General features: G+C 37.3%; 20 protein-coding genes and 1 pseudogene. 4 read left to right on the top strand and 17 right to left on the bottom strand.

The window, feature by feature from the left end; translation table 11 throughout:
* Positions 1–36 precede the first annotated feature (36 nt).
* A complete protein-coding gene (locus tag AC3WSK_RS13585) occupies positions 37–474 on the bottom strand; it encodes a hypothetical protein (protein WP_079560939.1) in 438 nt (145 codons plus the stop codon).
* A gap of 435 nt (positions 475–909) precedes the next feature.
* On the opposite strand from AC3WSK_RS13585, the gene AC3WSK_RS13580 reads away from it, so the two are divergent.
* Genes AC3WSK_RS13580 through AC3WSK_RS13570 form a run of 3 tightly spaced genes read left to right on the top strand, consistent with a single transcriptional unit; the run spans position 910 to position 4,767 of the window.
* Entirely contained in the window at positions 910–1,476 is a 567-nt protein-coding gene (locus AC3WSK_RS13580) for a sigma-70 family RNA polymerase sigma factor (RefSeq protein WP_346426986.1), read from the top strand.
* 52 nt (positions 1,477–1,528) lie between these two features.
* Positions 1,529–2,257, top strand: coding sequence for an ABC transporter ATP-binding protein (locus AC3WSK_RS13575; RefSeq protein ID WP_427484342.1), 729 nt, complete (start codon positions 1,529–1,531; stop codon positions 2,255–2,257).
* Positions 2,257–4,767, top strand: a complete 2,511-nt coding sequence (locus tag AC3WSK_RS13570) for an ABC transporter permease (RefSeq protein WP_492413914.1) — start codon at positions 2,257–2,259, stop codon at positions 4,765–4,767. Before AC3WSK_RS13575 ends, AC3WSK_RS13570 begins: the two co-directional genes overlap by 1 nt.
* 146 nt (positions 4,768–4,913) lie before the next feature.
* On the opposite strand, the gene AC3WSK_RS13565 is transcribed toward AC3WSK_RS13570, so the two are convergent.
* From AC3WSK_RS13565 to AC3WSK_RS13520, 10 genes are all read right to left on the bottom strand, one after another.
* Positions 4,914–5,438, bottom strand: coding sequence for a tubby C-terminal domain-like protein (locus AC3WSK_RS13565; protein ID WP_492413916.1), 525 nt, complete (start codon positions 5,436–5,438; stop codon positions 4,914–4,916).
* 87 nt (positions 5,439–5,525) lie between these two features.
* Positions 5,526–6,632, bottom strand: coding sequence for a DUF4179 domain-containing protein (locus tag AC3WSK_RS13560; RefSeq protein WP_492413918.1), 1,107 nt, complete (start codon positions 6,630–6,632; stop codon positions 5,526–5,528).
* Positions 6,616–7,158 (bottom strand): sigma-70 family RNA polymerase sigma factor, encoded by a 543-nt coding sequence (locus tag AC3WSK_RS13555; protein ID WP_079560933.1) that lies wholly within the window; start codon positions 7,156–7,158, stop codon positions 6,616–6,618. The genes AC3WSK_RS13560 and AC3WSK_RS13555 overlap by 17 nt, the downstream gene beginning before the upstream one ends.
* A gap of 478 nt (positions 7,159–7,636) precedes the next feature.
* Positions 7,637–8,353, bottom strand: a complete 717-nt coding sequence (locus AC3WSK_RS13550) for a toast rack family protein (RefSeq protein ID WP_427484287.1) — start codon at positions 8,351–8,353, stop codon at positions 7,637–7,639.
* 150 nt (positions 8,354–8,503) lie between these two features.
* Positions 8,504–9,403 carry a hypothetical protein gene (locus tag AC3WSK_RS13545; RefSeq protein WP_492413921.1) on the bottom strand — a complete coding sequence of 300 codons (900 nt, stop codon included), beginning with the start codon at positions 9,401–9,403 and terminating at the stop codon, positions 8,504–8,506.
* Positions 9,387–10,052: a sigma-70 family RNA polymerase sigma factor gene (locus tag AC3WSK_RS13540; protein ID WP_492413923.1), complete on the bottom strand. Its 666-nt coding sequence runs from the start codon at positions 10,050–10,052 to the stop codon at positions 9,387–9,389. Before AC3WSK_RS13540 ends, AC3WSK_RS13545 begins: the two co-directional genes overlap by 17 nt.
* Positions 10,053–10,142: 90 nt before the next feature.
* Positions 10,143–10,526, bottom strand: coding sequence for an SRPBCC family protein (locus AC3WSK_RS13535; RefSeq protein WP_427484291.1), 384 nt, complete (start codon positions 10,524–10,526; stop codon positions 10,143–10,145).
* A 134-nt stretch (positions 10,527–10,660) separates the two neighbouring features.
* The gene (locus AC3WSK_RS13530) at positions 10,661–11,476 is read right to left on the bottom strand and encodes an ABC transporter permease (RefSeq protein ID WP_492413925.1); all 816 of its coding nucleotides are present in this window, start codon (positions 11,474–11,476) and stop codon (positions 10,661–10,663) included.
* Positions 11,473–12,465, bottom strand: a complete 993-nt coding sequence (locus tag AC3WSK_RS13525) for an ATP-binding cassette domain-containing protein (protein WP_492414010.1) — start codon at positions 12,463–12,465, stop codon at positions 11,473–11,475. The genes AC3WSK_RS13530 and AC3WSK_RS13525 overlap by 4 nt, the downstream gene beginning before the upstream one ends.
* A gap of 136 nt (positions 12,466–12,601) precedes the next feature.
* Positions 12,602–13,807 carry an MFS transporter gene (locus AC3WSK_RS13520; RefSeq protein WP_492413927.1) on the bottom strand — a complete coding sequence of 402 codons (1,206 nt, stop codon included), beginning with the start codon at positions 13,805–13,807 and terminating at the stop codon, positions 12,602–12,604.
* Positions 13,808–13,931: 124 nt separating this feature from the next.
* Here AC3WSK_RS13520 and AC3WSK_RS13515 point away from each other — a divergent pair, with 124 nt between their 5' ends.
* Positions 13,932–14,807, top strand: a complete 876-nt coding sequence (locus AC3WSK_RS13515; RefSeq protein ID WP_492413929.1) for a LysR family transcriptional regulator — start codon at positions 13,932–13,934, stop codon at positions 14,805–14,807.
* A 121-nt stretch (positions 14,808–14,928) separates the two neighbouring features.
* On the opposite strand, the pseudogene AC3WSK_RS13510 reads toward AC3WSK_RS13515, so the two are convergent.
* From AC3WSK_RS13510 to AC3WSK_RS13485, 6 genes and pseudogenes are all read right to left on the bottom strand, one after another.
* Positions 14,929–15,088: pseudogene (locus AC3WSK_RS13510) on the bottom strand (helix-turn-helix domain-containing protein).
* A gap of 10 nt (positions 15,089–15,098) precedes the next feature.
* Positions 15,099–15,584, bottom strand: coding sequence for a DUF2975 domain-containing protein (locus AC3WSK_RS13505; RefSeq protein ID WP_492413931.1), 486 nt, complete (start codon positions 15,582–15,584; stop codon positions 15,099–15,101).
* 298 nt (positions 15,585–15,882) lie between these two features.
* Entirely contained in the window at positions 15,883–16,878 is a 996-nt protein-coding gene (locus AC3WSK_RS13500) for a sensor histidine kinase (protein ID WP_492413933.1), read from the bottom strand.
* Positions 16,875–17,546 carry a response regulator transcription factor gene (locus AC3WSK_RS13495; protein ID WP_079560922.1) on the bottom strand — a complete coding sequence of 224 codons (672 nt, stop codon included), beginning with the start codon at positions 17,544–17,546 and terminating at the stop codon, positions 16,875–16,877. Before AC3WSK_RS13495 ends, AC3WSK_RS13500 begins: the two co-directional genes overlap by 4 nt.
* The gene (locus tag AC3WSK_RS13490) at positions 17,543–18,535 is read right to left on the bottom strand and encodes an alpha/beta hydrolase (RefSeq protein ID WP_492413935.1); all 993 of its coding nucleotides are present in this window, start codon (positions 18,533–18,535) and stop codon (positions 17,543–17,545) included. The genes AC3WSK_RS13495 and AC3WSK_RS13490 overlap by 4 nt, the downstream gene beginning before the upstream one ends.
* A gap of 435 nt (positions 18,536–18,970) precedes the next feature.
* On the bottom strand, positions 18,971–19,393 hold the full coding sequence (locus AC3WSK_RS13485) for a DUF1801 domain-containing protein (protein ID WP_492413937.1): 423 nt from the start codon (positions 19,391–19,393) through the stop codon (positions 18,971–18,973).
* Positions 19,394–19,422: the final 29 nt, after the last annotated feature.

Below are 19,422 nucleotides of genomic sequence, written 5' to 3'. Positions count from 1 at the left end.
AGCATTAAAAATCAAGCTGTTCCTTCTAATAAAAAATTAATCCCAATAGTTAAAAATAACATCCCCTATAGTTTTGCTGTCAAAGTGTGAAATATAGTTCCATTCCACCTCAGATAAACTGTGCAAATCCTTATCTTGCGTCAATAATGTGTTTAATGTATCAGATGTAAGACATTTACGCATCGGAAAATATTTGTGTAAGTGAGTTTTTGTTAAAAATTGAAAGCTTAGCTCTTCATCAAACTTAGCAAATGCAATATAAGGCATCAGCCTATGATGGAGAATGGTCAAACGCTCATCCTCCAGTTGAATCACCGCTTGCATATAAACAACATGAGGCTGATCGATAAATTGCACAGCTTTTGCTCGTTGTTCGCTTGTCACTAAATGATAAACCATCGACTGGAAAGTACGCATATCTTGTTCGATTAGATGATCTGCATCAAAACCAGAAATCCCTTTCGTTAATCGCAACGAATCACCCCTTTATGATTGTGTATATATGACCTTCTAGTAAAGGTAGGTAGATTCCTTCTATATGTATCTATTTTCTTGTTGCTAAACAAAGCAGATTGAAAATACGCATCTTATGTACAGCAATTTTTATCACCTTGTACCTTTATTCTGAAATGCTTCTAGCTAGTTATTTTTCGTTTTTATTTTTAAAACTCCATCCCTTCCACCTATTAATGGTATTATAGCGAAATTAGAACAAAACCAAAATTTAGGGAATCGTTGATTAAAACTTATGCTATGTATATAAGTGATCTTCGTTCAAGACTTGGAGATTAGCATTAGAGGAATGGAAATCAACCCTAAGTTATGGTGATAATCCACTAAATTTCCAATAAAATAAAAAAACTTGAATCGAAATGATGATTTGCCAAGTCTAATAGTCGGAAGGAGGCGATTTTCATTACTACAAAGCAACAATCTTTAGTACAGTTAGCACAAAACGGAGATGAGCAAGCTTTCTATCAACTCATTGAACAAGAGCAACATAAGCTATATCGAATGGCTTATGTTTATGTCCAAAATGAAAATGACGCCGTAGAAGTTTTTCAACAGACCATTATCCGTGCGTATGAGGGCCTACCTCAATTAAAGGATCCTCAATATTTTTCTACCTGGCTAACGCGCATTATTATTAATTGCTGTAAAACCTATCTTGCCAAGAAAAACTCTGTACAACTTGTCGAACCACATACATTAGAAGATCTCAATAGTACATCACCTACATATATCGAAGAAGAACTAGATTTATGGCATGCACTCTGCAAGCTAGAGGAAAAATATAAAACGGTTTTACTATTACGCTTTTATCAAGACTACTCGGTAAAGGATATTGCTGTGATTTTACAATGTCCTGAGGGCACAGTGAAAACTCATATTCGCCGAGGTTTACAAGCTTTACGACAACAATTAAAGGGGGCATATATAGATGAATGGGTTCAATCCGTTGAAAGGAGTTATTAATACGATTCCAATCCCTGAAGGACGTTTAACCGAAGTGTTACGTATTGAGGGAATGTCAAAAATCTTTCAACAAAAGCATCATACGGTTAATGCATTGAAAAATATCCATTGTACGATTTATCAAGGTGAAATGGTGGCCATTATGGGGACAAGCGGTTCTGGTAAAAGTACACTACTAAATATGATTAGTGCCATCGATGAACCGACTGAAGGTGCATTATTCTTATTTGGACAGGAAGCGCATGATATTTATAAAGAGCCAAAAGCATCGAAATTCCGTAAAGAGAATATCGGCTTTATCTTTCAATCATTCCATCTGTTGAAGGATTTATCAGTTGAAGATAATATTGCGCTCCCCCTTATCCTTAATGATGTGCCAAGTAAAGAGATTAAAGTGCGTGTACAGCAAATAATGGAAAAGCTCAATATTGCCGCATGGGCAAAGCATCGACCTAATGAGCTTTCTGGTGGTCAAAAGCAACGAGTAGCTATAGCACGCGCCATTATTGCAAATCCGCCAATTTTATTGGCCGATGAACCGACTGGTGCATTAGATGTGAATACGACAGATGAAATTTTAGGGCTGTTAGTAAACTTGCAAAACAATATGAATCAAACTATTTTACTCGTGACACATGACCCTTATGTCGCTACTTATGCAAACCGTGTATTATTTTTCCATGATGGTGCCATTGTGGATTCCTATCAAAATAAGCAAACAGCAGAGGATTTAGATTGCATTTTATCAAAGTTCAAGCTGATTACTAGAGGTGATGTGTAATGTTTACGATGCGTACCATTGCTCTGAAGCTATTTCGTGCAGCGTGGGCCAATGTATTAACGAGTATAAGTATTATTACCATTTCTATTTGCCTTGTCATGACAATGAGTGTTTACATATGGAATGCTAATAGTCAAATGAAGGAAGAAATACAAGCATTATATGGCGAAATGGATTTGCTGGCCGGTTATAATCCTGATCAGCATAAGCTGTTAACTTCACAGCTTATCGAAAATTTCGAATCAATGCCTGGAATAACAAAAGTTTCTAATGTGTCATTAGCTCATACAAATATTGAAAATGAAAAAAACACATCATTTTATACTGTTGGTGTTGAAAACGATGACTTAGTGAAAAGCCGCTATCATTTTAATGTGAATCTTGAACCGGAAGATGTTGTGATTACCGAAAATATGGCCCGTCTCTTCCACAAGGATGTCGGAGATACATTAAACGTTACGTTCAATAAAACAGTCGGAAACTCCGCTGAAGCAGAAACAGGTACCTTTACGATCCAAGAAATCCTTCCACCTCTAAAAGGCACAGATAGTCCTAATTTAATCCTGATTCAAAATGATGTGTTGAAAACGTGGATGGATAATAGTGATGCACAAACTGCAGGGATGTTTGCCCTCATTAAAACGGAAAACGACAATATTACAACCGCAGTTGGTGCGGATTTGAAACAGTTAGATGACACATTACGTGTTGATATCATGAGCGACTACGATGAAATTAAGAAAAATTTACAAGCATTAATAATTTTTATAATTGTATTGTCATTCTTTATCTTACTTATTTCTAGTGTCTTACTACTATCAACGTTCCAGCTATTATTTTACAAAATTAAAGAACAGCTTATGGTATTACGTGCACTTGGCGCATCCACTAAGCAAGTAAGACGCATAGTACAATTGCAATTATCTAGCATCATTGGCTTTGGCGTATTGCTGGGGATATCTGTCAGTTTATTAGTGATAAAAAGTTGGCTACCACAGCTAATTACCCTGATGAAAATGCCAGACGCAAAAACTGACTTACCGATGATCTTTGTTATCGTGATTGCAGTTGCCAGTTTTTTCTTGCTGCAACTAATCACACAATGGCAAGTTCATAAAAGCGCTAGTCTATTACCTTTACAAATCGCCATAGAAAATGAAAATTTAAGTTTACGCTGGACAAAATGGAAAACGATTGTTGTGGGCATCGTTGCATTCATATCCCTATTCTTATTTGCGAATGCTTATCAAGTCGGGACAAGTACTGGCAAAGGGGCACTCATGATTTTAATCGGCACATTGCTCGTCTGTGGGATTTTACTCTATATCATGCCGTATCTCTTTACAGTACTATTCAAAATTTCCTTGAAGCCCGTTCGTGCTGTACTTGGCAAAGAAGCATACTTAGCGTGTCAGCAGCTCATGCCACAGGTGCGAAAAAATATGCCCATTGTGCTTAGTATTGTTGGATTAATGGTCATTTTAATATTCGGTAGCTCTTTATTTAAAACGAATCAGCAAAACTCATATCGATATATAAACTCTCAATATGAAACATCTATTAAAATTGATAATGAATTAGAAGATCCAACTATTACACCAGCTTTGATTAAAGAAATTGAGGCATTGCCTAGCGTGTCCTATGCCTATGAACGAAGTAACGCACCTTATATAGTGCTTGAAGGTGACAATGGCTGGGAAGGTAGTAATTTCGAGGCCATTGATGTTGAAAAATACGTCCAATTAGAAAAGCTTGATGCTTTTGAAGGAGATTTAAAAAATGGGGTGATCATTACAGAACGACTTGCCAAAAAACATCAATTAGCTGTTGGTGATTATATAATGGCAGGGACATTTAATGAAACACTTCAACAGGAAGCGCCAATTGGTGAATTAATAGTCGTTGATATAGCCCTTGATTCTTATAAAGAATATATAGATTTGTTTGTCGATTGGTCCTCTTTTATAGTATCAGATTCAACTATAATTACAGACATCATGGTGGAAGCAGATGATACAGAGCAGGCATTAGCAGACCTTGCTTTCTTACAGGAGCGCTGGCCTGCGTTAAAAATTACTGATAAAGAGACATTTATCGAGCAAAACGATGAAATGATCTTCCAGCGCTGGAGCCTTTTTGTTGGCGTCTTCGTTATTTTAATTACCGCTACTTGCCTTGGCGTATTGCAAACATTGCTTCACTCCATTTATTCAAAACGTGGCGATTATGCGATTCAACGACTGATTGGTCTTTCCCCGAGCGGATTAGTCAAGCTGATTTTAACGCAAGTGTTATCATTTGTGTTATACGGGCTAGTAGTTGGAACAATTCTTGGATTAGCGTTAACGAGAATGTTGAGCTTTATTGACGAAGGAGCTCCGACGTACTATGACTTCTTCACATTAAGTGTGACGAGCATCGTTTTTTTAGCCGCGACGCTCATTGTCTTTACGCTGCAAGGATACTGGATTAGTCGGAAGAAATTAGCAAATGAAATGATTGATATTTGAATGACAACAGACCCTCTAAAATAGTAGAGGGTCTGCTTTCATTTATCGCATTATATTTTTGTTTTATCGCCTAACTTTTTAGATTTATCGCCCAACTATTTCAGTTTATCGGACGCTTTTTCAAATTTATCGACATCTGCCAACAATTACGCTCCTACAAACAACACGGCCTGTCCAATCGCAATAAAAAAGGCTTCATGCTGTATAGGGCTGTTATCTTCTATTTGCAGCGTAATCTCAAAATGTGTCTCACAAAAAACTGCCTGCCAACGAGCAATCGGTTGATCATCAAGAGTAAATACTGACCAATCCTCCATTTCCTTGTTCAGTTTTATTTGTTGAGATCCATCCGTGATGATTAAATCAGGAATCATTATTTGCCAGCCATCATAGGCAACCATATAATCTTTGCCTGTAACAAAATCCTTCCCTCGAAAATGCACTCGCCCACGTCGCGACATCTTCTTACATGTAAAAAGAGCCTGACCAGCGACATCGCTCACATCAAAACGTACAAAATAACGAAAGTCCATCGTGCGGTCAAACGCCTTTTTCAATCCGTTTGAATAAACACGTTGCACAGTAGACGATACTTCCCCCGCTTCATTAACGATTGCTACTAACTCTGTTGATTCGATTGCCGCTGGTTGCTTGTATGTAAAAATCTTCAATATATTCGCTCCTTCATTACACTTGCTCCCTATAACCTAACATAAAATAAACGCCAAATACAAAGGTTGTATTTGGCGCTTGACTGTTTATTTAGTTTGCTTTGGTACTTCTACGGTAAATGGTTGGAACTTCACTTCTTTTAGTGATGACGGATCAAATGGTATTTCAGTTTCTACACCATCCTTATCAATTTCAACACCACCTCCGCCTGAAGGAAGCGATAAATAAGGGGTAATCGTTAATTTTTGAACACCGTCTGAAATCGGGTCAAAGGACTTGGTGCTACTAAAGTTCCATGCACCATTATCGAAATGACCTTCTCCCCCACCTGAATGCGATGTAATTTCCTTGCCATTCTGATCGGTAATACGGAATTCTATAAACGATGCGCCTACTTGAGCATTATCAATTGTACCCTTTTCGGTAGCTTTATAGTCAAGGGCTATACCTGATGGGCTGAATGAAATTTTGGACACATCTAGTTGAATGTCTTCTGCTTGTTGCTGATGATTAATCGGAACATAAATAATATCCGCAATCTTTTTGACAGGTACTGTGAATTCAAATTTCTCCCCCTCTTCCCCTTCTAGCATTAAGCCCATTTCAAATGAATCCGGCATGTCATCCTTCACTTCAAATCTTGCGATGCCTGTACGGACGGTTGAACTTAAAGCTTTTTCACCATAGCCACCAGAAGTCACTTCTGGGTTTTTTCCATTTATAGTAAAGTCTGGTCCTGCTCCGAAGTAATAATCACTTAATTTCTTTTCAGAATCAACTGTAAGCCCTACCGTAATATTCGACGCGTCATAAAGGACTTCATCTATTGTTACGGATATACCGTTAATTGTATGTTTTTCTCCAATAGAGCTTGTTAACCCTTGTTCATTTGCCTGTTCTAGCCCAAGGAAGCCAGAGTTACTGAATACCGACCCGACGATTGGTAGCTGTGATAATGTACTTGCGAATGTTGGTGATACATAAGCGGCTGAACCTACCATAATACAAAATGCTGCTGCCGCACTTGCTACATATAATAACGGTTTACGTATACTTCTTCTTTTCATTTGAATAGGGGCTTGACTCATATTTATTTGCTCCTCTGCTTGTTGGATTCCTTTTGTAATCGCTGATCGTACCTCATTTCTTGGGAATTCTGGAGGGGTACCGTTTTCATTAAATAGCTTTTTCATTCAACGTTGCACTCCTTTCTAATTCTCGCTTTAACTGTTTTTTTCCACGATGCAAATACGTTTTAATAGTGCTAACTGGCTTTTCCATTACTTCTGCTATTTCTTTAATTGGTAAATCGTGATAATAAAATAAAATGATGGCCATTTGCTGAGAATGATTTAATTGCTGTATGGATTCCGATAAATCGATTGGATTCGCAATAACATTTTCTTGCTCCTGCAAACGATTTAATAATTCACTTTCTTCATAGGGGATGATTTTATTCCCTTTTTTTAGTAATCGGTAGCACTCATGTATTAAAATTCGAAACAGCCATGTAGAAAAAAATTCTGGATGCTTTAGCTGATGAACGGTTAGAAAGGCTTTACACGCTGCTTCTTGAATCGCATCCAAAGCATCCTCTTTTTGACCAACATAAGAAAGCGCAGTATAAAATAATTTTTCTTCCTCTAGAATAAGTAGTTGCTCAAACGCTTCCTTATTCCCTGCAATAGCCTGTTTGATGATCGATAAGTCATGTTCCACGCTATTCCCTCCTTTCAATACTTAGAGTCAATAACTCTATGAAAAGGTTTCACTTTGATAAAATTCTTTTTATAAATAAAATAAGTGACTCCGGGCGGGCGCCGTCACTTCGGTTCTTCTATCGTGCATTTTATTCGTTCTATCCACGATTTTGACTCTTCTATCCACGATTTTGACTCTTCTATCCACGACTTTGACTGTTCTATCCACGATTTCGGCTCTTCTATCCACGATTTCGGCTCTTCTATGCCACGACTTTGACTGTTCTATCCATTAGTGATCGCTCTAACCACGACTTTGATTGTTCTACCCTCGATTTTGATCGCTCTATCCACGATTTTACCTCTTCTATCCACGATTTTGACTCTTCTATCCACGACTTTGCCCTTACACCTCGCTCTTTTATCTTACTATCCGTCCCTATGTATCTACGAAAAAAATAGACTACTTCATATAAAGTAGCCTACTAAAATTTTCTTTATTTATCCAATTTAAAAGTAATGTCGCCAACTCCGATTTCCGAGTTGACCTCTATTTTTACATCTGCTTTATCATACGCTTCGTTTACATAAACCCCTTTGCCTTTTGAAATGAAACCTTCTATATTTGAACTGCCGATGCCAGCTTCCGTAGTAAGCTTTACCCCAACTTTTGATGGTAATATGACAGTAGTGTCCCCAACACCAGTTTCAATATCCGCTTCGAAGCTTTTTTTCCAATCGCCTCCTAAATTCACATCAAGATCGCCTACGCCTGTTTCAATATTTAATTTTTCCAGCTGCAACCCTTGTAAATCTAGCTCTGCATCCGACGCGCCCGTTTCGATTGAGAGATCCATTGGAATATCATCATTCAGTTCGATATCCCATATATTTTTTATTTTCCCTAAACGCACGTTTGTAGAATCTTTATGTTCAATCGTTACTTTTCCTGTCTGGCCGCGTAAATCATATTTTACTTTTGGTGCAAATTTATCAATATTGTATTGAGCATTACCTTCAACCCAATCCTTGGCACCCTTTTTAACTGTTATTTCTCCAATACCAAGTTGTAATTCAACATCCAACTTTTCTGCTTTATCCTTTTCAACTAGGATCGTTTCATCTTTGGTTTTACCCGGTATGACTGAGTTACACCCCGATAACGCAATTATTGAGGCGCTTATAACCAAACCAAGTCCCATAAATTTTTTCAATGTAATTTCCTCCTACTATATAATATTCCAATAAATTCATTATATAGGAACTGTCATATTTAAAAACGACCCTCCGCTTTATATTCGTCTAAGACCTAAGACGTAGTGAGAATTTATATAATGAATATGTCATCTTTCAAAAAAAGTGAACTAGTATTTTGAATATGGATAGGTAAAAATTTGTGAAGCATTATAAAGAATATACGTATTTCCTTCATGGTCCAATGCATGTATCACCAATTGCGAAATAGCTATTTCTGATTTAAGAGGGACTGATACTAATTGCGCATCATTCGAATCAACAGCTTTCTCAAAACGCTCGTCTCCTGTGTCTATTATTAATTTTTCGACGTTATGATTGTTAAGTAATGGAATAACAAGATGATGGATCTTTTTAAAATAAATAGGACTCATTGTATCCACTTCACTCTGGATATAGTGATCCAGTGCATAGCCTTTTCCATCATGTTTGAAAATGGAAATACCTTGAAAGCCATTTTCCGAAAAATAGCCCATTCTATACTGATGAATCGTTAATGTATCATTCATTTTTACCGTATTAGGATAAAATGGACCCCATTTTATAGCATTTTGAATGTCAGCTTCATTCTGTACATAAACACGATAACCGATTCGTTCAGACATATTTCCTAAAATGGCAATAATAATAATGGTACATAGTAATACACGCCAAAACCAATTTTTCATGAAAGCAAATATGGCAAAAATAAATAAGAAGACAGCACTTACTAATCCTACTACCATCCATGGTCGTGCTAATGAGCTATAGTCTTTCACCCTTCCAGACTTTTCTGGATAAAGATTTGTATCTGTAAGCACCGTCGTCATTGGTTGGCTATCATGTTGGAAGAGCATCATTTTTAAACCAATGATCAGACAAGCTGATACGACAACTGTTAGGATAATTGGGATGAATGGTGTTCGCTTCTTCGTTATTTGATTAATTTTTTGAAACGTTTTTACATGGCTTTCGCCAGAGAATTTACCTTCCTTATACATTTTATTGATGGCATTACGAATCTGATCCATATTCGAATCCCTCCTCCAATAGCGTGAAACCAACCATTTGACGCGCTCGCCTTAACCGTGTTTTCACCGTATTTACTGGTAACTTTAGCAGCTCTGCAACGTCCTTTAAGGAAAACTCTGCGAAATGAAATAGAAGTAGTACGTCTTTGTATTTCGTCGGAAGTTTTTCAATCGATGCTACTAGCAGTGCATCCGTCTCTCCCATCAATACTTCCTCTTCAGGATTATCGGATAGGCTCTTTAATTTGCTCCAATAATCAATAACTTGTATTTTTTTATAGCGCCAGCTTGAAAGATAACTATGACACTTGTTAACGGCAATGCGATATAAGTAGGTTTTGACGGAAGCTTCTTCACGAAATTGCTCCATTTTCTCATCTAAATCAATTATGCCTCGGCATAATTGCGTCCGAAATCGGCTATGTGCTTGCACAAAGAACTCCTCTCCGATTCCGTGACATCCGCCGGAGGCTTTAACTTCTTTCAGCGGGTGTTTTAAACACCGCTGAAAGAAGTTAACAAATGTGTCTTGAACCAAATCCTCTGCCACTGCCCAATCTTGAACATATGTATAGCATACTCGCAGTAAATAATCTCCGTGCATTGTCATAGCTCTAGATAAGTGAGCGTCCTTCTGTTCTTTTAACACGTTGCTCGCCCCCATAAAAGCATTTACTGTTAGTCTGCTGAACAATAAAAAAGTTTCATAAAAAATCAAATTCTTCATGAAACTTATATGTTAAAGGATATCACTCTCCACTAAAGCTTTTAAGTTAGCGAGAGATGCCCCGTAACCGCTCGTATTAAAAGTGACCGTGGTGCCATTTTGTTTTTCCTCTAATAAAATAGAGATCAGTGATTCTTCTATACCTAAGTAAAACGAAAATTCTCGATTTGGCGTTACCTGTTTGATTGTCAACACCATCGGTAATTTCTCTGCAAGCTGATTCTGTTCATTTGGCTGTAACGTGAAAACAATCTCTTCTCCAGGCTCTAGTTTTGGGATTTCCCAAGTTGAATCTGGAGCGTACCATTGCGACAATTGCTCCTCCTCTGTAACAGCCCGCCAAACTGTAGCAATACTTGCGTCAATCCAAATTGAACTTTTTTCATTATCCATCATTGCATTCCTCCGTTTGTTGAACTTATGCCTTTTCTCTTCATTTTATCCTATTATTGGAATAATAGCTTTAGCTCCTAAGAAATAAAAAAGTGTGTTTTGACAATTAATTGCTCAAAACACACTCATTAAAGATTTTATGTTCTACGCATATACGCTTTCACTGTTAGTGGTGCAAAGATAGCGACAACTACAGCAGCACCAATAAGTGAGGTCGATAAATCCCAGCCTATTGTTCCTGAATTCGTCAGCTCTCTGACAGCCGTCACGAGATGTGAAATAGGATTAATTTTCACAAACCACTGTAGGAAATCGGGCAAAGTTTCTGCTGGGACAAAAGCATTTGAAAGAAATGTTAATGGAAACAAGACAAGCATCGAAATTCCCTGTACACTCGAAGCTGTTCGAGCAATTACACCAAAGAAGGCAAAGATCCAGCTTATGGCCCAGGCACACACAATGACTAAAAGCCCCGCAAGTACAACGTGTTCCAATCCACCTTCTGGTCGATACCCCATAATATATCCCATAGTAAAAGTAAGTACCGTTGCAATTGTATATCGAATGGTATCGGCCAATAAGGCCCCTGCCAATGGCGCAATGCGGGCGATCGGTAATGATTTAAATCGGTCGAACACTCCTTTATCCATATCTTCCCGTAATTGAACGCCTGTGACGATTGAGGTCGTGATGACAGTCTGCACGAGAATTCCTGGAATAATGACTGGCAAATAGTTTTGTACATTCCCCGAAATGGCTCCCCCAAAAATGTAGGTGAACATCAGCGTGAAAATAATCGGCTGAAGTGTTACATCAAACAACTGCTCAGGCGTACGTCGAATTTTTAAGACACCTCGGTAGGCCATTGTGAAAGAATTTTTTATCGATTGATTGATACTCGGCTTGCGTAACAATCCCCGTCCAACTAGTGGTTTTATCGTATTACTTTTCATACTCTTTCCTCCTCTAGTTGTGGACCATTTTCATTCACACTGTTACCTGTGATTGTTAAAAATACTTCATCTAAGGTCGGTTTTTGTACACTGAACTCGTCAAGCTGAATTCCTTTTTGGCGAAGGGCAATCAGTAAATCCGTAACTAGGTCAACATCTGCCATTGGGGCAGTGATTTTCCCGATATCCTGTGAAATGGTTGTTTTCACTTGAAGTATGTGTTCTACTGTTTCACGAGCAGCCAACATTTCCTGTGTATTTTGAATGCTCAAATGTAAGGATGAAGTACCGACAGATGCTTTTAGCTCATCGACTGTACCTTCTGCTACAACGCGCCCATGATCTATAACCGCAAGCCGATCTGCCAGCTCATCTACCTCTTGCAAATACTGTGTCGTTAACAGAACAGTTGACCCCATATCTACTAAACGACGAATCGTATCCCACATTTGATTACGTGTACGTGGATCTAGCCCCGTCGTCGGCTCATCTAAGAAAATTAACGGTGGCTGTGCGATCAGACTGGCTGCCAAATCCAGACGACGACGCATACCTCCAGAGAAATTTTTCAAAGGACGTTTTGCAGCTTCTGATAATCCGAACTCTTCCAGTAATTCAGCAGCCTTATTTCGGGCATCTGTACGTCCCAATCCTAGCAAATGAGAAAAAATAATTAAATTTTCTGTTGCACTAAGTGACTCGTCAACTGAAGCATACTGACCAGTGACGCCAATTAATTGACGTACAATATGTGGTTCTTTCACTATGTCATACCCGAATATTTGTGCCGACCCAGCATCTGCTCTTAGAAGAGTCGCTAGCATTCTAATAGTCGTTGTTTTACCCGCTCCATTAGGACCAAGTACACCATAGATAGTGCCAGCGCGGACGTTTAGATCGACACCATCCACAGCCCGATTTTCTCCAAAATGTTTGACTATGCCACGTGCTTCAATAGCCCACTCACTATTCTCTAACGGGCTTTTCATTCTATTCACATTCCCCAATACTATTCCTCCCTCATTCATTACCATCAGTTTTATAGAAATTTGTCTATAAACGGATAATACAACAAGTTTATGAACTGAATGTGAACCGAATAATCTACGTTACTCATTTTATTTGTTACAGGATTTCTGAACTGATCTTTGTAGTTTTAGTTGACCTATGTAAATTAATTGCACCTAGCGCTACAAACGCTGCGACAATATCCAAGGCCAATTGATAGCTTGAAAAAATAGTGACCATGAATCCAAATAATGTAGGAGCAATGACGATAAAAAATTGATTTAGCGTCAAAGCAGCACTTACAGTTAGACCCACATATTGTGGATTCGATTGCTCGGTCACACAGGCGATAAATAATGAATACCAACCAAGTGCGATGAATCCTAATACGAAACTAAATAATAGCATCAACAATTTTGCATGTATCATATACGGCAATATGACTGTAAGAATAACTGCACTAACCATTACGATCATTAAAAAATATTCCCGTTTTTGCGCAAAAAATTGATCACTAATCCAAGCAATAGCTACCCTGCCAATCATCCCACCAATTAATATAAGGCTTAAATATTGCCCCGCTTCCGTTAAGGAATAACCCCCCTCTTGATGTAAATAACTCATAAAATGAGCAACAAGGATCATTTGTAAGGTCATCATTACGATTCCTACAATATAAATTGGATATAAACCTTTATTATTTTTAATGGCCATGAGTTTCTCTTTAAAAGTGACAGACGTTGCAGCTACTGCTACACGTTCTTTAGGCTCCTGATAAATTAGTAAAAAGAGTAGGCCACCAGCAATTGCTACTAATCCTTGCACAAGATGCACCGATGACAGGCTATAATGATGGTACATATATGTGAGAATGACTGATGCAAGCGCTCCACCAATTGGAATGCCTGTTTGCCGAATGCCAATCGCCAACCCGCGGTGTTTGTCTGGAAACCATTTCACGATGGCCGTGCTCCCCCCGGTTTGCGCACTGCCGTACCATACCCCTACGATTAATAATAAAAATAATAACACCACATAATTATTGACCAACATGAGTAGTAAAGCCGAGAGTCCTAATAATATCGAACCCCAAGCGATGATTTGTTTTTCCCCTTTTTTATCCATAAAATAGCCGAACAGAATCATCGAGAAGATTGGCCCGATATTAACCGCAGAAACAATAAAACCTGTTTGTAGCGAAGATAAATTCCATTCAATTTGATAAAATGTGGCGATTGGCCCCATGCCATACGTCACAAAAGTTGCCGCAGTTTGAGACAGCGTAGCTACTAATACGATGACCCATTTAAAATATGTATTCATTAAAATTCCTCCAATGCTCTTACGCTGATTACATATTTGAGTTTACGCTTCGCCTATGAATGCGTAAAATGGAGGAAAGTGATAGTGGCTATCAAAAAATTTTATAGGTGTGTGACAAACAAACATGAACATAGAGGAAATAGCATTAAAAATCGAGATATTGGAGAGGCAAAACCTTAGTAAATCCGCTGAAATAACGAATTATACGCAATCCGCCTTAACCTCTAAAGTGAAGAAAATGGAGACAGAAATTGGTCAGGCAGTGTTTAAGCGTACACCGCAAGGCTTGAAGATTACAAATGTAGGGACACAATATTTAAAATTTTTAAAGCTAATGACACAGGAATACGATGAATTTTTACAAGAAATCGGTTCGGCACAAACAAATTCAAAAATTAACTTCGGCACTTCTCATACAACGATTAAAATTTATGGCGCATCCATTATGAATGCTTTACAGATCAATAATATTGCGTTAGATGTCGATTTCACTGTGGAATCAAGCACTTCCTTAAATGAAAAAATACATAATGCTGAAGTGGATTGTGCACTGACGAGTAATCCTATTAAACACTACCCTGATTTAAATTATGACAGGATTGCATCAGAAACATTCGAAGTCATTTCGAACAACTCACATATTATTAGTTTTGAGGAAGGTTCACCTATTACATTACTTGTGTTGAGCAGAGGCTGTATGTATACTCGTACAATGGTGGAATGGTTAAATAAGAATCAAGTGCCATTTACAATGAAAGAAATAAGATCGGTAAGTAGTATCCTTGATTTCCTACAAATAGACAATACGATTGCTGTGCTAAATACAAAACTGATTGACCTTTATAACTACTCCAACATTCACTATTATGATTTACCACAGCTAAACAAAATCATCGAAACTGTCTTTATTTACAAAAAGAACGAAAGTCAACAATCTTCTATTTTTCAATTAAAACATGTTATTGAATCCTTGCTAGAAGACCCTATCGAACGAAGCTAGTTCGTTTGATAGGGTCTAAAACAATTTATCGGAATCATTTCGAGATTTATCGGAATAACTTCAAGATTTACTTTTTTATTTTAAAAAGGCAAAAATCTTTTCTTTTTATATCACCTGGCTGTCAATCCGAAGTCTTACATATCGCTTCTAATGTTGAAAAACGAACCGCTTTCGCTTTCCCATTTTTCAAAATAGAAAGATTCCCCATAGTAATTCCAACCCTTTTCAAAAGCTCCGTTACGTTTTGCTAACATCACATCAATAGTAACATTAATTGCCATATCATCCATCTCAAACCGTCAAATCATTTTCTGATTTTATATTAATCGCTTCTTGTAGAAGCCGTTGGAGGATAGCAGCAAAAACAGCGATAATCAACGAAGCAAAAATGATGATGAATCCCAATATTCCAATAGGAGGGTCAATTTTCCTTGCTAACAAATGGAAGATTGGCATACCTAATACATATAAACCACTGATTATGATTGCACAGCACTTTATGTTCTTTAACGCCTTTACAGATAATTCCTTGAACACTGTCTTCTCGTCAATGTACTGTAAAAGATTAAAAGCCTGATAGAGTGCAAAGTAAAAAGACACAGCCGATCCATACATCACCATGAAAATGAGATATTTCATCGGGGAAATATTTGGATACAATTTTGATGCGAAATTCGCTATATGGGGTACTAAAAATATACATAAAGCAAGAACTGCCATTCCAGCCAGAAAAATAATACCCTTTAAGAAAGTTGTTGAACTTCGTTTAACCTTCATATTATGCACCTCACTTATTTAATAACATTATAAATTTAACATATAGTTTATCGTTTTGCGATAAATATCTATTGTTTTTAATTATATTATCATTGTTATTTATATATCCTTTTAATTTTAATATTCATTAGAATAAAAAAACTCGACCCATAACTAATGGATCGAGTTATAAATTTATTTCTATTTATTCGACTTTCATTTATATAGTTGAAAAGCAAAAATCTATTAGAAAATAGCCTTATTTATTGATCACCTAACTATTAAGATTTATCGCCAACCGCTCAATAAAATCAAAGAATCAAGAGATTTTTTGAGTCAAACAAAATTCGGTCCCTTCTTCGTTCGAGCAAAGTGAATAGTTGACTTGTAGAATTCTAGCGATGTCATCAATGATCTTCAATCCCAGGCCTTCGCTTATACGGCTTTGGTCAAAGCCAGTACCATTGTCTGTCATGAAAACCTTTTGATCTTTAATGGTGATCTCTAGCTTTGTAGCTTTTGAATGTTTCAATGTGTTCTGGAACACATTATCAAACATTCGTTGCAGCCATAGTGCATTACTCGTCCATGTTGCATCGCTATCCACTAGATGGTAGATTAATTCGATGTTTTGCATTCGATATAAATAGCTCCACTTTTTGATCATCGTTTCAAACAATAGCGTGAGTTGCACTTCTTCCTGGACGATATAAGAATTCTCCATTGTATCTAATGACTGCCAATTCAATTCATTTGTTAAGCTAGCGATATATTGAATTTGCTCATTCAAAGATTCCACTAATTTCGGTTGTTCCTTATAGGTATCCTCTAAATAAAATAATTGTAAACGCATCGCTGTTAATGGTGTATTAATGTCGTGTCTTAGCTTTTGTAGTAGCTCTTTTTGCAGCTCCTGCTGTTGTTGAAGCTCTAATTCCCGGTAAGTAGTTCGCTCAATTAGTATATTAACGGACTGAATTAGCTGTCCGATTTCATCCCCACTGCCAACAGCTAATGTACTCGGTGTTCGTTCATTGCTCGCTAAGTCACGAATCGTTTTGTTGAGCATATTAATTTTCGTTAGTAATGAATTGATCGATTTCGAAAATAAAAATGCTAGTAAACATAATGATAGGAAGAACACAATCAGCATCGTTGGATAGGCGAAAGATTCGTGGAACGGCGTGCCTTTATTTCTAGTTTTAAACGCGAAGTTATACATAATAGACATCGACACACTAATCCCTAACAAGACAATTGGAACACTAACGATGGCGGTGAATAATAAAAATCGATATTTTGTTTTTAATGTCATTTCTTTATGTAGGTATTTAATCGATACCCTTCTCCGTAAATATTTTGTAGGATGGTACCCGACGTATCATTCATTTTCGTTCTAATCTTTTTAATATGGACATTGATAATATTTTGATTGCGATCTTCAAGCGGCCATAAATAGTCAAAAAAATGATCCTTCGTTAACACCCTATCCTTGTTTTCATATAAATAAAAGAAGATTTTACGTTCAATCGCAGTTAATGCTATTTCATCATGTATATTATTTTTAAATAACTTACGATGCTCGCTATCAATTAATAGATGTTGGATCTGTGTAAATGTACCATACTGCTGCTCTAGCATTTTCTGCATTCTTAAAAGAAGCTCTCTCGGATCAAATGGCTTTGTCATATAATCTTCCCCAACGGTTAAGCCTTGCAGCTTGCTCTCAATATCATTGCGAGCAGATAAAAAAATAATGGGGATATTCAAGCCTAGGCTTTTAATGTTCTTTGTCAGCTGATAGCCATCTTCCCCTGGGAGCATAATGTCCATTATGACTAAATCGATTTGATGAACCATGTTCATCATTTCTCGACCATCTGTTTTCCATACAACGTCATAGCCTTCACGTTGTAGTATTTTTTGCATCAAATCGCCAATCATTGGGTCGTCTTCTACTATTAAAATCGTAAATCCTTTCATTCCCTCGACCTTTCTTTATTGTCAACTTTAGTCTTCATAAATTGTAAAGCAAGCTTATAAATCTCATCCGGTTTATATAAATAGATACTATGAGTGCCACTTAGTACTTTCACATCCGCTTTGTTAATTTGCTCGGCAAATTCCGCATATTTCTGGCTATGGTACTTCGTATATTGCGAACCTTTATTTTGTTCAGCAATCGCATCTATTAATAATATCGGTGTGTCTTTTGGTTTCGGAAGCTCTTCTGATTTCAAACTATTTTCGTACACTTGTAGTAACTCATTTTTCATATCATCATTAAAAGTTTTTTTATAGGATAGAGCTTTATAAATTTCTTTTTCTTTCTCAGTTAAAAACGATTGCTTCATTACTTCTGGATTATACACTTTCGAAGGGGTTAATCGATGTATGCCCAATTTCGTTAGCAAATTCATTCCTTTAACAGTCCAGTAGTCGACTGCCCCCATTTCATGCTCCACATATTGATTTGGCAAACCAATATCAAGCGCAATGATTCCTTTAATTTCTTCAGGATATTTTTGTGCCCAATAAATAGCTTCAATCCCCGAAATAGAATGCGGTACTAATATATAAGGAGGCTTATTTCCACTTTTCAAGAGCGCTTCTCTCGTTTGCGCTAAAATTGTATCAATATCTCGTTCGTCCTTCGAGACATCGCTATACCCATACCCCGCTCTTTCTATAACAGCAATCTTATGTTGTTGTGAAAATTTACTGTACAGCCCTTTCATTTCATAAATTGGGGCCGCAACCCCTGAACCTGCCATAAATACGTAAGTGTCTTGTCCATCACCCTCCGTGTAAACATTGATTTTTTGATGATCGACTTCAATAAGTGTTCCTTTATTGCCTAGAAGTTTGGATTCTTTACTTAACTGATATCGATGATAGCTGAATATCCCCACTAGTCCAATAAGGATGACTGCTATAAAGTAGATAACTATTTTCTTTAAAAGTTTTTTCATAAAAATTCTCCTTTCAGTTGATAATGAAAGGATAAACAATAAAAATAAATTTCTAATTAATTTTTTTCTTTTTCCATAACGTTGGGTTGATTTTCGTTCCGACTGGGCGCTTAGTTGTTGCTGTCGCATAGATTAAACATTTGCTGCCGCTACGTTAGCACTACGCTTTCGCACAGAGCAAAGCTTTCTGGGGGCGTCCGATGAGCCGCTTCACTCGCGGGGCTCGCCCCAGGGTCTCGGGCCAACACGAGGTTGGTCACGAAGGCGTTATCACAGGATGTGATGTTCTTAGCCTTCGTTCCTCTATTGCTAATCCCCAAGGAGTCGCCCAGTCTCCACTCCAATTAACAATTATATAAACTTTAACAAAAGTCATCCCCATTAAGCTAAAAAAAGCTGTCTATAAGTGTTCTACTCCACTTAGACAGCGCTTAATTATTGATTGGGATAAGTCTCTTGTAAAAAGGATACAGATCGTTGGATGAGCGACTTTAATATTTCCACATCAATATCCGCTAGTTTATTTATATAAACACAAGCTTTTCCTGTTGTATGTTTACCAAAAACCTTTAATAAATTGTCTCGCTCACTGTCACCTGGTGCAAAATATAAACTGATTTTAGCTTTTCGAGGTGAGAATCCAACTAAAGGTGCATCGCCTTCATGTCCAGATTTATATTTATAATGATATTTGCCAAATCCTATAATACTTGGCCCCCACATTTTCGCATCATACCCTGTAACTTCAGCAAATATATCCAATAGTCGGTAAGCATCTTCACGCTTTTTTGGATGATCCACGTTTTCAATAAATTCAATGACACTCTCATCCGTTTCTTTTGTTTTTAATTCGTACATTTTTAAGCCTCACCTTCTAAAGTTGAATT

Source organism: Lysinibacillus sp. EB271-A1-10B (genome assembly GCF_058791335.1).
Note: the sequence above shows the minus strand (reverse complement) of the source record. Positions and strands in the feature narration are given on the sequence as shown.

Coding starts and splice junctions, on each gene's coding strand:
- AC3WSK_RS13490 (WP_492413935.1), bottom strand. CDS start 18,535: ATGAAAAAACTTTTAAAGAAAATAGTTATCTACTTTATAGCAGTCATC.
- AC3WSK_RS13520 (WP_492413927.1), bottom strand. CDS start 13,807: ATGAATACATATTTTAAATGGGTCATCGTATTAGTAGCTACGCTGTCT.
- AC3WSK_RS13495 (WP_079560922.1), bottom strand. CDS start 17,546: ATGAAAGGATTTACGATTTTAATAGTAGAAGACGACCCAATGATTGGC.
- AC3WSK_RS13525 (WP_492414010.1), bottom strand. CDS start 12,465: ATGAAAAGCCCGTTAGAGAATAGTGAGTGGGCTATTGAAGCACGTGGC.
- AC3WSK_RS13545 (WP_492413921.1), bottom strand. CDS start 9,403: ATGGATCAGATTCGTAATGCCATCAATAAAATGTATAAGGAAGGTAAA.
- AC3WSK_RS13500 (WP_492413933.1), bottom strand. CDS start 16,878: ATGACATTAAAAACAAAATATCGATTTTTATTATTCACCGCCATCGTT.
- AC3WSK_RS13560 (WP_492413918.1), bottom strand. CDS start 6,632: ATGAAAAAGCTATTTAATGAAAACGGTACCCCTCCAGAATTCCCAAGA.
- AC3WSK_RS13485 (WP_492413937.1), bottom strand. CDS start 19,393: ATGTACGAATTAAAAACAAAAGAAACGGATGAGAGTGTCATTGAATTT.
- AC3WSK_RS13515 (WP_492413929.1), top strand. CDS start 13,932: ATGAACATAGAGGAAATAGCATTAAAAATCGAGATATTGGAGAGGCAA.
- AC3WSK_RS13570 (WP_492413914.1), top strand. CDS start 2,257: ATGTTTACGATGCGTACCATTGCTCTGAAGCTATTTCGTGCAGCGTGG.
- AC3WSK_RS13575 (WP_427484342.1), top strand. CDS start 1,529: ATGTCAAAAATCTTTCAACAAAAGCATCATACGGTTAATGCATTGAAA.
- AC3WSK_RS13530 (WP_492413925.1), bottom strand. CDS start 11,476: ATGAAAAGTAATACGATAAAACCACTAGTTGGACGGGGATTGTTACGC.
- AC3WSK_RS13535 (WP_427484291.1), bottom strand. CDS start 10,526: ATGATGGATAATGAAAAAAGTTCAATTTGGATTGACGCAAGTATTGCT.
- AC3WSK_RS13505 (WP_492413931.1), bottom strand. CDS start 15,584: ATGAAGGTTAAACGAAGTTCAACAACTTTCTTAAAGGGTATTATTTTT.